Genomic DNA, 12,723 nt, shown 5'->3' with positions numbered 1-12,723 from the left:
TCATGGTCGAGGGCGTGCGCGTGATGCGCGCTCTTGCCCACGTCCAGGCCGACCCACACGTCGATGTCGTCCGGACTCATCGTCGTATCTCCCGTCATGAGATGCCTTGGCCGCCGTGGACCCCGGGGTATGGAGTCCGGACGTCCGCGCCGCACCCACATTACGACAAGACCTGCGCCATGCGCCCCGACGCGTCCATGCGGCCGGCCTGGTTCCTATCAGCGGTCTGCGGACGCCCCCGCTCCCGGCGACAACACCCCCCCGGATCATCAACGACAGGGCAGGAAAGTCATACCAGGACCGGCGACCCAGCCCCGACCATCGAGGCCTACCAAACATGGTAATGGGTAACGATCACCCCGCAGCACATCTGAAACCTGATCGGCGCCTCCCGCCAGCGGGAGGTAGATATACGACATGGCCCTCTCGCTCACGAGGAGCGAGAGGGCCATGCGTGTGAAGTTATCTCACCGAAGTGACTCGCGGGAACGCGAATCAGGCTTCGACGATGCTGCCACCGGCGGCCTCGATCTTGGCCTTGGCGGAAGCGGAGACCTTCACGCCCTTGAGCGTGAACGCCACGTTGACGTCGCCGTCACCGAGGATCTTCACCGGGGCGTTGCCGCGAACGGCGCCCTTGGCGGCCAGGGTCTCAGCGGAGACTTCGCCACCCTCCGGGAAGAGCTCGACGAGACGCGCGATGTTGACGACCTGGGCCTCGACCTTGAACGGGTTCTTGAAGCCACGGAGCTTCGGCAGGCGCATGTACAGCGGGAGCTGGCCACCTTCGAAGCCAGGACGCACGTTGGTGCGCTTGGTCTGGCCCTTGGCGCCACGGCCCGCGGTCTTGCCCTTGGAGCCCTCACCACGGCCGACGCGGGTCTTCGCCTTGTTGGCGCCCGGAGCCGGCTTCAGGTCGTGCATCTGCAGGATTTCGTTGTCTGCCATAATCAGTCGACCTCCTCGACGGTGACCAGGTGGCGAACGACGTTCACCAGACCGCGGTTGGCCGGGATGTCCGGACGGACAACGGTCTTGCCGATCTTGTTCAGACCCAGGGTCTTCGCGGCGGCACGCTGCTTCGGCGTGCGGTTCACGAGACCGTGGTGGAGCGTGATCTTCAGGTTAGCCATCTATCACTCACCATCCTTCGCTTCGGCGGCCTTGGCGGCCTGAGCCTCTTCACGGGCCTTGCGGGCCTCGGCGATGCCGGCGGCGCGGGCGCGCAGCAGGGCATCGGGGGCGACCTCGTTGAGGGCGAGACCACGACGGGCGGCGATCTCCTCCGGCTCCTCAAGCTGCTTGAGGGCGGCGACGGTCGCACGGACCATGTTGATCGCGGTCGGGGAGCCCATGGACTTGGTCAGCACGTCGGTGATGCCGGCGCACTCCATGACGGCGCGCACCGGGCCACCGGCGATAACGCCGGTACCGGGGGCGGCCGGACGCAGCAGGACGGTGCCCGCGGCGTCGTGACCGATCACCGGGTGGGTGACGGTGCCGCGAACGCGCGGCACGGTGAACATGTGCTTCTTGGCATCCAGCTGGCCCTTGGCGATGGCCGCGGGGACCTCACGGGACTTGCCGTAGCCGACGCCCACGGTGCCGTTGCCGTCGCCAACCACCACGAGGGCGGCGAAGCTGAACGTACGACCACCCTTGTGGGTCTTGGACACGCGGTTGATGGTCACGACGCGATCGAGGAGCTCATCGCCCTTGTTCTCTTCGCGACGGTTGCGACGCTCACCGCGGCGGCCTTCGCCGCGACGGCCGCCACGGCGGCCACCACGACGCTCGTCGTTGGCGTTGTTCTCGTCAGCCGGAGCAGCCTGAGTGTTCTGAGTTTCTTCAGCCACTTGGGTTTCCTTCATTTCTTCGCTCACAGTGCCAGACCTCCCTCACGGGCGCCATCGGCGACGGCGGCGACACGGCCGGTGTACTTGTGACCACCACGGTCGAACACGACGGCCTCGATGCCAGCGGCCTTGGCCCTTTCGGCCACGAGCTCACCGACCTTCTTGGCGGCCTCGACCTTGGTGCCCTCGAAGCCGGCGAAGTCGGCGGTCAGGGTAGACGCGGAGACCAGGGTGATGCCCTTGGTGTCGTCGACGATCTGGGCGACCATGTGGCGGTTGGAACGGGTGACCACCAGGCGCGGACGCTCGGCGGTACCGGAGATACGCTTGCGGATGCGGGCGTGACGACGCTTGAGCGCGGCCTTCTTGCCCTTGCCGAAAATAGTGACGCTCATATCACTTACCAGCCTTTCCAGCCTTGCGCAGAATATGCTCGCCGGCATACTTGATGCCCTTGCCCTTGTAGGGTTCCGGAGCGCGCAGCTTGCGGATGTTGGCGGCCACCTGACCGACCATCTGCTTGTCGGTGCCCTCGACGACGACGTGCGTCGCGTCGGTCACCTTGAGCGTGATGCCTTCCGGCGGGTTGACGGTGATCGTGTGGGAGTAGCCGAGGAAGAACTCGATGCCCTTGCCCTTGGCGACGGCGCGGTAACCGGTGCCGACGATCTCCAGGGTCTTGGAGTAGCCATCGTGCACGCCCTTGACCATGCCGGCCATGATGGAGCGGGCCAGACCGTGCTTGGCACGAGTCGGACGCAGGTCGTCGGCCGGGGTGACGATGATCTCGTTGCCCTCGACGGCCGCGGTGATGCCTTCCGGCAGGTCGTAGGAGTCGGTGCCCTTCGCGCCCTTGGCCTCGAAGTGCTGACCGTCGATCTTGACCTCAACGCCAGCAGGGATGGCGATGGGGAGCTTACCAATATGCGATGCCATGTGTCAGCTCTCCTTTCTCACCACACGTAGGCGACGATCTCGCCGCCGATGCCTCGATCGAGGCATTCCTTCTGGGTCAGCAGTCCCGACGAGGTCGAGATGATCGCGATGCCGAGGCCACCGAGCGGCATCGGCAGGGAGTCGGACTTCGCGTAGCGACGCAGGCCCGGCTTGGAGATGCGCTTGATGCCCTGGATGGAACGCTCGCCGTTCGGACCGTACTTGAGGGTGACCTCAAGGGTCTGACCGACCTTGGCTTCCTTGGCGGTGTAGTCCTTGATGAAGCCTTCGCGCTTCAGGATCTCCGCGATGTTCTTCTTGAACTTGGAGTACGGCATATCCACGGTCTCGTGCTTCGCCGCGCTCGCGTTACGCAGACGCGTGAGCATGTCTGCGATCGGATCTGTCATTGTCATGTGGGCTTATGCCCTTTCTCGCCGTGGTTTCCGCCGCCGGCTCCCCTGGGGCTCCAGGAGAGCTACGGCCGCGGACCTTCAGCGTCGATGTTTACCAACTGGACTTCGTAACGCCGGGCAGCTCGCCGCGGTGGGCCTTCTCGCGAAGGCAGATGCGGCACAGGCCGAACTTGCGGTACACGGAATGGGGACGACCGCAGACCTGGCAACGCGTGTAGGCGCGCACCTTGAACTTCGGCTTGCCGGCCGCCTTGTTCTTAAGAGCGGTTTTTGCCATATCAGTTCTCCTTGAAGGGGAAGCCGAGGTGCTTGAGCAGCGCGTAGGCTTCCTTGTCGTCCTTGGTGCTGGTCACCACGGTGATGTCCATACCACGCTGGTGGTCGATGGAATCCGGATCGATCTCGTGGAACATGGACTGCTCGGTGAGACCGAAGTTGTAGTTACCCTGGCCGTCGAACTGGTGGCCGTTGATGCCACGGAAGTCGCGGATGCGCGGGAGGGCCATCGTCAGCAGACGATCGAGGAACTCCCACATGCGGTCGCCACGCAGGGTGACGTACGCGCCGATGGCCTGGCCTTCACGCAGGTGGAACTGCGCGACGGACTTCTTGGCCTTGGTGATCTTCGGCTTCTGGCCGGTGATCAGGGTGAGGTCCTTGACGGCGCCTTCGATGAGCTTGGAGTCGCGAGCGGCGGCACCGACACCCATGGAGACGACAACCTTCTGGACGCGAGCGACCTGCATCGGGTTGGAGTACTTGAACTCCTTCTCGAGCTCAGGGACGATCTGCTCGTTGTACTGCACCTTCAAGCGCGGGGTGGCCGGCGCTTCGACGGTAGTGGTGTCGGTCATGCCAGCTCCTTTCCGGACTTCTTGGCGACGCGCACGCGCACGGTCTTCACCTTGCCGTCACGCGCCTCTTCCTTCACGATGACGCCCACGCGGGTCGGCTTGCCGGTCTCCGGGTCGATGACCATCACGTTGGAGCGATGGATCGGCGCCTCGACGGCGACGATGCCGGACTGCTGGCCCTGCTGGGTGGCGCGGACGTGCTTCTTGACGATCTGAACGCCCTCGACGATCAGACGGTCGTTCGGCAGCACACGAAGGACCTTGCCCTCCTTGCCGCGATCCTTGCCGCGGATGACCTTCACCTGGTCGCCGCTCTTGATCTTGGCTACCATGTCAGATCACCTCCGGGGCGAGGGACACGATGCGCATGAACTTCTTGTCGCGAAGCTCACGGGCGATCGGTCCGAAGATACGAGTGCCCTTGGGTTCACGGCCGGAGCCGAGAATCACCGCGGCGTTCTCGTCGAACTTGATGTAGGAGCCGTCGACACGACGGTGCTCCTTGACGGTACGGACGACGACGGCCTTGACCACGTCACCCTTCTTGACCGATCCGCCAGGGATCGCGTCCTTGACCGAGGCGACGATGACGTCGCCCAGGCCGGCATAGCGTCGCTTCGAGCCACCGAGCACGCGGATGGCAAGGATTTCCTTGGCACCCGTGTTGTCGGCGACATGAAGCCGCGTTTCCTGCTGAATCATTGATTCTCCTTAGCCGAGCTGGTTCTCCCCGCACACCGGGCGCGGTGGATAGACGCACAGAACATCTATCTAACCGCGCCCGGTGGACGGCGAGCCTTGCCGAACTTATTTTTTTACTTGGCGCGCTCGATGATCGACTCGAGACGCCAACGCTTGGTCTTGCTCAGAGGACGAGTCTCCATGATACTCACGAGGTCGCCAATGTGCGCCTCGTTGTGTTCGTCATGGGCCTTGACCTTCTTGGTGGTGCGAACGACCTTGCCGTACAGCGGGTGGGTCTTGCGGTTCTCGAGCTCCACGGTGATCGTCTTGTCCATCTTATCGGACACGACGTAGCCGCGGCGGACCTTGCGGAAGTTGCGTTCCTTCTGCTCTTCAGCCATGCTCACTGCTCCTTAGCTTCGTCGGCCGGCTCGGAGGTGATGCCAAGCTCGCGCTCGCGCAGCACGGTGTACATGCGGGCGATGTCGTGCTTGACGGCCTTGAGACGGGCCGTGTTCTCGAGCTGACCGGTGGCGGACTGGAAGCGCAGGTTGAACAGCTCTTCCTTGGACTTCTTCAGGAAGCCCTCGATCTCCGCGTTGGTCTTCTCATTGAGATTCTTGATGGAGTATTCTTCGGTTCCGACTGCCATATCAGATGTCACCGCCTTCACGAGCAATCACACGGCACTTCATGGGGAGCTTGTCGATGGCACGACGCAGGGCTTCCTTGGCGACGTCCTCGGACACACCACCGATCTCGAACATGACGCGACCGGGGTGGATGTTGGCGATCCAGAACTCAGGCGTACCCTTACCGGAACCCATTCGGGCGCCGAGCGGGTGCTTGGTCAGCGGGCGATCCGGGAAGATCGTGATCCACACGCGGCCACCACGCTTGATGTAGCGGGTCATGGCGATACGCGCGGCCTCGATCTGGCGGTTGGTCACGTAGGCCGGGGCCAGCGCCTGGATGCCGAAATCACCGAAGTTGATCTCGTTGCCGCCCTTGGACATGCCGGAGCGGACGGGACGATGCTGCTTGCGGTACTTGGTCCTCTTTGGGATAAGCATTCTTGCTCACTCCTTCGTTTCCGTGGCAGCGGGGGCCGCGGCGGCCTCGGCCTTGGGGGCCTCAGCGTTGCGGGCGGCACCGGCGTTGCGGTTGCCACGGCGCGGACGGCGATCGCCGCGACGGCCGGGACGGTTGTTCTGCTGGGCCTGCTGCTCTTCGAACTCGCGTTCGGTCATGTCGCCCTTGTAGATCCAGACCTTGACGCCGATGCGGCCGTAGGTCGTCTTGGCCTCGAAGAAGCCGTAGTCGATCAGGGCGCGGAGGGTCTGCAGCGGGACGCGACCCTCGCGGTAGAACTCGGAACGGCTCATTTCCGCACCGCCGAGACGGCCGGAGAGCTTGATGCGGATACCCTTGGCACCGGCGCGCATGGCGTCCTGCTGGGCCTTGCGCATCGCGCGGCGGAAGGTGACGCGGTTGGTCAGCTGCTCCGCGATGCCCTGAGCGACGAGCTGGGCGTCCAGCGCGGCGTTCTTGACCTCGAAGATGTTGAGCTGGACCTGCTTGCCGGTCAGCTTCTCGAGCTTGGCGCGGACCTTCTCGGCCTCGGCGCCACGACGACCGATCACGATGCCCGGACGGGCGGTGTGGATGTCGACGCGGACGCGGTCGCGGGTGCGCTCGATGACGATCTTGCTCACGCCGGCGCGCTCGAGGTCCTTGTTCATCTCCTTGCGGATCTTGTCATCCTCAAGGACGAAGTCGCTGTAGCGCTCGCCGGCCTTGTTGGAATCGGAGAACCACTTGGAACGGTGGTTTTCGGTGACGCCCAGGCGGTAGCCAAAGGGATTGATCTTCTGACCCATCTTTAGCGGTTTCCTTCCTTGTTGGCGACGACGACCGTGATGTGGGAGGTGCGCTTGTTGATACGAGCGGCACGGCCCTGGGCACGAGCGCGGAAACGCTTGAGCGTCACGCCCTCGTCCACGTAGGTCGCCTTGACGACCAGGTCGTTCTCACGGAACGGCTCGCCGGCCTTGTCGGCCTTGACGCGCGCGTTGGCGATGGCGCTCTCGAGGACCTTGCGAACCGGGACGGACGCATCCTGCGGAGCGAACTTGAGGATGGTGAGGGCTTCGGTCGCCTGCTTGCCTCGGATGAGGTTGACCATGCGACGAGCCTTGCGCGGCGTCACGCGGACGTGACGGGCAATTGCTTTAGCTTCCATAAGTCATTCTCTCCTTTAGCGGCGGGCCTTCTTGTCGTCCTTCACGTGACCCTTGAAGGTCTTCGTGGGGGCGAACTCACCCAGCTTGTGGCCGACCATGGCCTCGGTGACGAACACCGGGACGTGCTTGCGACCATCGTGGACAGCGAACGTGTGTCCGATGAAATCAGGGGTGATCATCGAACGGCGGGACCACGTCTTGATGACGTTCTTGGTGCCCTTCTCGTTCTGCTCGTCGACCTTCTTCTGCAAGTGGGCGTCGACGAAGGGGCCCTTCTTGATGCTACGAGTCATCTCTTCGAATCTTCCTTACTTGCGGTTCTTGCCGGACGGACGACGACGAACAATCATCTTGTTCGAAGCCTTCTTCGGACGACGGGTACGAACCTCGCCCTTGCCCCACGGGGAGACCGGCGGCTTACCACCGCGGGTACGACCGCCGTGCGGGTGGTCGACCGGGTTCATGGACTCACCACGGGTGATCGGGCGCTTGCCCATCCAACGGGCACGACCGGCCTTACCAAGCTGAATGTTGGCGTGGTCCTCGTTGCCGACCTCGCCGACGGTCGCGCGGCAGCGGGCGTCGACGTTGCGGATCTCGCCGGACGGCATACGCAGCTGGGCGTAGGCGCCATCCTTGGCGACGAGCTGGACGGAGGTACCGGCGGAACGGGCGATCTTGGCGCCGCCGAGCGGCTTGAGCTCGATGGCGTGGATGACCGTACCGGTCGGGATGTTCTTCAGCGGCAGGTTGTTGCCCGGCTTGATATCGGCCTGGGCACCGGTCTCGATGACGTCGCCCTGCTTGATGCCCTTCGGCGCGATGATGTAGCGCTTCTCGCCGTCGGCGTAGTGCAGGAGGGCGATGCGGGCGGAGCGGTTCGGGTCGTACTCGATGTGAGCTACCTTGGCCGGCACGCCGTCCTTGTCCCAGCGACGGAAGTCGATGAGACGGTACTGGCGCTTGTGGCCGCCGCCGCGGTGGCGGGACGTGATACGGCCGTAGGAGTTACGACCGCCGGTCTTGGAGAGCGGACGAACGAGCGACTTCTCAGGCGTGGAACGCGTGATCTCGGAGAAGTCCGAGACAGAGGCGTTGCGGCGGCCGGCGCTCGTCGGCTTGTAAACGCGGATAGCCATAATGTAGTTCTTCCTTTAACTTTTCTCGGCTAACCTTCAGTTACCGAAGATGTCGATGGTCTGGCCCTCGGCGACGGAGACGATCGCACGCTTCTGAGCGACGCGACGACCGTAACCGGTGCGGGTGCGAGTGCGCTTGCCCTCACGGTTGAGGGTGTTAACCTTCGTCACCTTGACATTGAAGATCTGTTCGATAGCCTGCTTGATCTGCACCTTGTTCGCGTCCGGGGCCACCACGAAGGTGTACTGGCCACGGTCGGAGGCGGCGTAGCTCTTCTCGGACACGACAGGCTTGATGATGATGTCGTGAGCCGGCTTGTGAATAGCGACCATGAAAATCAGGCCTCCTTCTTGGTCTTCGCCGCCACGAAGGCGTCGAGGGCCTCCTTGGTGAAGACGACGTACTGCGAGGTCACCACGTCGTACGTGTTGAGCTGATCAACGAAGATCGGGTGAACATACGGAAGGTTGCGCACGGAAACCCACTCGTTGATCTGGTCACGAGTGAACGCGATGGTCGCGAACTTCTCGCCGATGACCGGGTTGAGAGCGGCGATGGCAGCCTTGGTGGACGGGGTCTCACCGATGCCGAAGTCGACGACGGCGATACGGCCGGCGTTGGCGCGGTCAGAGAGCACGTACTTGAGGGCGGCGGCCTTCATCTTCTTGGGGGTGCGCTGGGAGTAGTCGCGCGGCTGCGGGCCGAACACGACACCACCGTGGTACCACTGCGGGGCGCGGATGGAGCCCTGACGAGCACGACCGGTGCCCTTCTGCTTCCACGGCTTCCTGCCGCCGCCGGAGACGTTGGCGCGGGTCTTGGTCGCGTGGGTGCCGGCACGACGGGCGGCGAGCTGCGCGAGGACGACCTGATGGATCAGCGGGACGCGGGCGGCGACCTCTTCGGCGGAGAAGCCGAAGATCTCAGCCGGAGCCTCGACGGTGCCGGAGACCTGGCCCTGGGGATCAGTGACGTTCAGAGTAACGTTTGCCATGATTTATCAGGCTCCCTTCACTGCAGAACGAACGAGAACGATGCCGCCCTTCGGGCCCGGGATGGCGCCCTTGATGGCGAGGATGCCGTTCTCGACATCCGCGGAGACGACGGTCAGGTTCTGCACGGTGGAGGTCACATGACCCATGCGGCCAGCCATGCGCTTGCCCTTGAGAATACGGCTCGGAGTCGCGCACGCGCCGACGGAACCGGGGCGACGCTCGTTCTTGTGGGAGCCGTGGGTACGGCGGTAGGACTTGAAGCCCCAACGCTTGATGGTGCCGGCGAAGCCCTTGCCCTTGGTGGTGCCGGTCACGTCGACCTCAGCACCCTCGGCGAAGACGTCGGCGTTGAGCTCCTGGCCCACCTCGTACTCGGTGGCGTTGTCCTCGCGCACCTCGACGAGGTGACGGCGCGGGGTCACACCGGCCTTGGCGAAGTGGCCGGCGAGCGGCTTGGTGACCTTCGTCGGGTCGATCTGGCCGTAGCCGAGCTGGACGGCGGTGTAGCCGTCGGTCTCCGGGGTCTTGATGGCGGTGACGACGTTGGTGGAGACGTCCACCAGCGTGACGGGCACGAAGAAGCCGTTCTCGTCCCACACCTGCGACATGCCGAGCTTCTTGCCCAGCAGCGCCTTGCGATCCTTATGTTGCGACATAGCGGTTCCCTCCTCCCTTACAGCTTGATCTCGATGTTGACGTCCGCAGGCAGATCGATGTGCATCAGGGAATCCACGGCCTTCGGGGTCGGGTCCACGATGTCGATAAGGCGCTTGTGCGTGCGCATCTCGAAGTGCTCGCGAGAATCCTTGTACTTATGAGGAGAACGGATAACACAGAAAACGTTCTTCTCGGTCGGCAGCGGAACGGGGCCAACAACAGTTGCGCCCGCGTTCGTCACCGTTTCGACGATCTTCTTCGCCGATTGGTCGATGACCTCGTGGTCATAGGACTTAAGCCTGATGCGGATTTTCTGTCCCGCCATTGCCGTCCGCCCTTTCTAGCGATTCGTGTACTGGTTTCCAGCCTGCTTCTTCAGGGCACCGGCGCGCATGGCCTCCCTTGGACATACGTCCTCTGGCGGTCATCCGACATCAGTGCACGGCACCACGAATCGCTTGAGCGACCCGCTGGTCCGTGCTCGCTTTGTTATTTCCAATGTGCGAGCCCAAATCAGGCAACTTGAGTATCTAATCACCGGCCTTGGACTAAGTGCAGGATAAACGAGTGCGGCGTGTCGCCGCCCCAATCCCCGGTTTCTTGCCCCGCCGGCAGGCCCGGCAGTCCCCGACAGCAGCCCGCCAAGAACAATCCACCGCCCGCCGGTGGGAGGTGGCGCACATGAGGCATGAGTCTCCTATTCCCCTCCCGCTGGCGGGAGGTGGCACGCAGCGCCGAAGGGTGGCCATGGGCCGGGTGGTGCGCAGTTTTGGGATTCTTCGATTATGGTGTGCATGGCTTCGCGCGGTTGTGATTTTCATCTTCCTCCCGCTGGCGGGAGGTGGCCGAGGATACCGAATACCTCGTATCCTTGGTCCGCATCTTCCTCCCGCTGGCGGGAGGTGGCGCACAGCGCCGGAGGGTGGTCACGGGCGGGGTGTGTGTGCACAGTGCCGGAGGTGCCGTGATGCCGGACCATGCGGCCGCAGCTCTCTTATTCCCTCCCGCTGGCGGGAGGTGGCAATCAGCGCCGGAGAGCGGCCGCGGGCCGGAGGTGCCGTGGTGCCGGAGGGTGGTCACGAACCGGAGGTGCCGCGACGCCGGATCATGCGGCCGCACCCCTCTTACCTCTCCTCCCGCCGGCGGGAGGTGGCGCGTAGCGCCGGAGGGTGGTCGCGAGTCGGAATCCGGTGCGTCCGTCGCCGCTGGGCCGGTCGTTCCAGGCGTGGGCCGGTAGGTTTGGTCATGGGCCCCGGTTCGTTTTCAGTGTGCGTGTGGCGAACGCGCGCGGCGCGTGGCACCCTGTGCCCCGTGTCCCGGCCGGGGCTGCTCCACAACACGTGCCGGAGAGCCTGTTGTGGAGCGGCATACCGCCGCGACCCCTGTACAAACCCCTGTTTTCGGCGTTCCCGGCCCGTAAAGTGCGCCACAACTCCCCGCAATCCCCGTTCCTGTCCCCGTTGTGGAGCGGCCCCGCTCCACAACAGCCGCCGGTATCGTTCCCACCGCGAGTCGTGGAGCAGACGACCCCTCAAATCGCGCCACAACTCCCGCGAATCGCCTCCCGCAACCGTGTTGTGGCACGCCGCCGCTCCACAACACGATCCCCATATGCCGTTGTGGAGCACCGCCCTCCCCACAGCACGATTCCCACATGCCGTCATGGAGCACCGTCATGCAACAACATGATCCCTGCACGATGTTGTGGCGTACCGCCATCCCCGCGACTGCTCCATGGCATGGACCGGTGCGACGATCGGAGTATCACGGTGCCACAGCGCTCCCCGCACAATGTCGTGGAGCACCGCCGCACCCCGCGGTGCGGACCGGTGCGGCGTGCGTGGGGCGTCATGGTTCCACGACACGCTCCCCGCATACACGCTCCCCGCACAATGTTGCGGAGCGCCCCGGGGCGTGGGTCGGCGCAGCGGGTGGAGCCCGAGAACGCCCCTTGGCCCGGAGCCGGCCGCCGCATCGCTCCAGGCGGCCGTTCCCGGCGTCACGAATCCCGGAAGCGAACGGCCTCGTCCGGAATCCGGGACGGCCGGGGGCCGCCAGGAGTCCCGGATTCGGGAGAATGGCCCTATCGTCCGTAATCCGGGATGCTGGGAGAGGCTTCAGCATCCCGGATTACGGACGAAGGCGCCCGTTTCCGTAATCCGGGACGCTGGGAGCGGCTCAGCATCCCGGATTACGGATGAAGCCGCTCATCTCCGTAATCCGGGACGCTAAGTGCGGCTAAGTGCGGCCCAGCGCCGGGAATCCCGGACGACGCCGTTGTCCTCCCGAATCCGGGACGCTGGGAAAGACGCTGGGAAAGATTCGGTGTCCCGGATTACGGACGAGACCGTTGTTCTCCGGGATTTGTGACGCCGGGGCGGATATCGGCGCATATCGTCCCGCCGGGGCGCGACCACCCTCCGGCGCTACACGCCACCTCCCGCCAGCGGGAGGGAAGAAACGAGGAGCGGTTCGTGCGCGTCACCTCCCTCCGGTGGGAGGGGCTGGCATGCCGCCAATCCCCTTGCCCCGCCGGCTGGGGCTCCCGGGCCCTCAAGGGATCCGTGCTCACGCGGTACGGCCTTTGCCCCCGCCGGCGGGGGCTCCCGGCGTGAGCCGGATGGAGGCGGGCATCAACGACGCCACCGGTATCGGCTGGGCATGACGGCGATACACGATCGCCGACCACCCTCCGGCGCTGCGCGCCACCTCCCGCCAGCGGGAGGAAGATACGAATCACAACCGCACGGACCGCTGCCACACCACATCCATCCGCGACCGCCCTCCGGCGCTACGCGCCATCTCGCGCCAGCAGGAGGGAAGAAACGAGGAGCGGCTCGTGCACGTCACCTCCCCGCTGGCGGGGGCCAGACCTGATCGGACTGCACCGCGAGCGAATCACCAGCCGACGGCACCGGCCGGGTAACGAGGAGCCAGCCGAC

21 protein-coding genes are annotated in these 12,723 nt (G+C 64.6%); all 21 read right to left on the bottom strand.

The annotated features are described in order from the left end of the window. Positions 1–495 precede the first annotated feature (495 nt). The 21 genes from rplO to rpsJ all read right to left on the bottom strand — a co-directional run bounded on the left by rplO (position 496) and on the right by rpsJ (position 10,106). Entirely contained in the window at positions 496–948 is a 453-nt protein-coding gene (gene rplO, locus AC1AYR_RS09770; protein ID WP_476512471.1) for a 50S ribosomal protein L15, read from the bottom strand. 2 nt (positions 949–950) lie between these two features. Then, positions 951–1,133 (bottom strand): 50S ribosomal protein L30, encoded by a 183-nt coding sequence (rpmD, locus tag AC1AYR_RS09765; RefSeq protein WP_034527270.1) that lies wholly within the window; start codon positions 1,131–1,133, stop codon positions 951–953. 3 nt (positions 1,134–1,136) lie between these two features. Next, positions 1,137–1,883 carry a 30S ribosomal protein S5 gene (gene rpsE, locus AC1AYR_RS09760; protein WP_476512470.1) on the bottom strand — a complete coding sequence of 249 codons (747 nt, stop codon included), beginning with the start codon at positions 1,881–1,883 and terminating at the stop codon, positions 1,137–1,139. Then, positions 1,880–2,251 carry a 50S ribosomal protein L18 gene (gene rplR / locus AC1AYR_RS09755; protein ID WP_476512469.1) on the bottom strand — a complete coding sequence of 124 codons (372 nt, stop codon included), beginning with the start codon at positions 2,249–2,251 and terminating at the stop codon, positions 1,880–1,882. The genes rpsE and rplR overlap by 4 nt, the downstream gene beginning before the upstream one ends. Before the next feature lies 1 nt (position 2,252). Continuing rightward, positions 2,253–2,792: a 50S ribosomal protein L6 gene (gene rplF, locus AC1AYR_RS09750; RefSeq protein ID WP_476512468.1), complete on the bottom strand. Its 540-nt coding sequence runs from the start codon at positions 2,790–2,792 to the stop codon at positions 2,253–2,255. A 17-nt stretch (positions 2,793–2,809) separates the two neighbouring features. Next, positions 2,810–3,208, bottom strand: coding sequence for a 30S ribosomal protein S8 (gene rpsH / locus AC1AYR_RS09745; RefSeq protein ID WP_034527281.1), 399 nt, complete (start codon positions 3,206–3,208; stop codon positions 2,810–2,812). A gap of 91 nt (positions 3,209–3,299) precedes the next feature. Next, on the bottom strand, positions 3,300–3,485 hold the full coding sequence (locus AC1AYR_RS09740; RefSeq protein ID WP_003814530.1) for a type Z 30S ribosomal protein S14: 186 nt from the start codon (positions 3,483–3,485) through the stop codon (positions 3,300–3,302). Position 3,486: 1 nt separating this feature from the next. Next, positions 3,487–4,062, bottom strand: coding sequence for a 50S ribosomal protein L5 (gene rplE / locus AC1AYR_RS09735; RefSeq protein ID WP_476512467.1), 576 nt, complete (start codon positions 4,060–4,062; stop codon positions 3,487–3,489). Next, positions 4,059–4,394: a 50S ribosomal protein L24 gene (gene rplX / locus AC1AYR_RS09730; protein ID WP_476512466.1), complete on the bottom strand. Its 336-nt coding sequence runs from the start codon at positions 4,392–4,394 to the stop codon at positions 4,059–4,061. Before rplX ends, rplE begins: the two co-directional genes overlap by 4 nt. A gap of 1 nt (position 4,395) precedes the next feature. Further along, a complete protein-coding gene (rplN, locus tag AC1AYR_RS09725; protein WP_034527288.1) occupies positions 4,396–4,764 on the bottom strand; it encodes a 50S ribosomal protein L14 in 369 nt (122 codons plus the stop codon). Between the two features lie 113 nt (positions 4,765–4,877). Beyond that, a complete protein-coding gene (rpsQ, locus tag AC1AYR_RS09720) occupies positions 4,878–5,147 on the bottom strand; it encodes a 30S ribosomal protein S17 (RefSeq protein ID WP_476512465.1) in 270 nt (89 codons plus the stop codon). A gap of 2 nt (positions 5,148–5,149) precedes the next feature. Further along, complete coding sequence (gene rpmC / locus AC1AYR_RS09715) at positions 5,150–5,398, bottom strand: 50S ribosomal protein L29 (RefSeq protein WP_034527294.1); 249 nt, start codon at positions 5,396–5,398, stop codon at positions 5,150–5,152. Position 5,399: 1 nt separating this feature from the next. Further along, entirely contained in the window at positions 5,400–5,819 is a 420-nt protein-coding gene (gene rplP, locus AC1AYR_RS09710; RefSeq protein WP_476512464.1) for a 50S ribosomal protein L16, read from the bottom strand. 6 nt (positions 5,820–5,825) lie between these two features. Continuing rightward, the gene (gene rpsC, locus AC1AYR_RS09705; protein WP_034527300.1) at positions 5,826–6,626 is read right to left on the bottom strand and encodes a 30S ribosomal protein S3; all 801 of its coding nucleotides are present in this window, start codon (positions 6,624–6,626) and stop codon (positions 5,826–5,828) included. A 2-nt stretch (positions 6,627–6,628) separates the two neighbouring features. Then, positions 6,629–6,988, bottom strand: a complete 360-nt coding sequence (gene rplV, locus AC1AYR_RS09700; RefSeq protein WP_476512463.1) for a 50S ribosomal protein L22 — start codon at positions 6,986–6,988, stop codon at positions 6,629–6,631. 15 nt (positions 6,989–7,003) lie between these two features. After that, entirely contained in the window at positions 7,004–7,282 is a 279-nt protein-coding gene (rpsS, locus tag AC1AYR_RS09695) for a 30S ribosomal protein S19 (protein ID WP_003814508.1), read from the bottom strand. Between the two features lie 15 nt (positions 7,283–7,297). Beyond that, complete coding sequence (rplB, locus tag AC1AYR_RS09690; protein WP_476512462.1) at positions 7,298–8,128, bottom strand: 50S ribosomal protein L2; 831 nt, start codon at positions 8,126–8,128, stop codon at positions 7,298–7,300. Positions 8,129–8,164: 36 nt separating this feature from the next. Continuing rightward, complete coding sequence (gene rplW, locus AC1AYR_RS09685; protein WP_476512461.1) at positions 8,165–8,461, bottom strand: 50S ribosomal protein L23; 297 nt, start codon at positions 8,459–8,461, stop codon at positions 8,165–8,167. A 5-nt stretch (positions 8,462–8,466) separates the two neighbouring features. Beyond that, entirely contained in the window at positions 8,467–9,123 is a 657-nt protein-coding gene (gene rplD, locus AC1AYR_RS09680; RefSeq protein ID WP_476512460.1) for a 50S ribosomal protein L4, read from the bottom strand. Between the two features lie 6 nt (positions 9,124–9,129). Next, complete coding sequence (gene rplC / locus AC1AYR_RS09675; protein WP_034527320.1) at positions 9,130–9,780, bottom strand: 50S ribosomal protein L3; 651 nt, start codon at positions 9,778–9,780, stop codon at positions 9,130–9,132. A 17-nt stretch (positions 9,781–9,797) separates the two neighbouring features. Then, positions 9,798–10,106, bottom strand: coding sequence for a 30S ribosomal protein S10 (gene rpsJ, locus AC1AYR_RS09670; protein ID WP_003827292.1), 309 nt, complete (start codon positions 10,104–10,106; stop codon positions 9,798–9,800). Positions 10,107–12,723 lie beyond the last annotated feature (2,617 nt).

The organism is Bifidobacterium sp. LH_417 (assembly GCF_056357035.1).
Note: the sequence above shows the minus strand (reverse complement) of the source record. Positions and strands in the feature narration are given on the sequence as shown.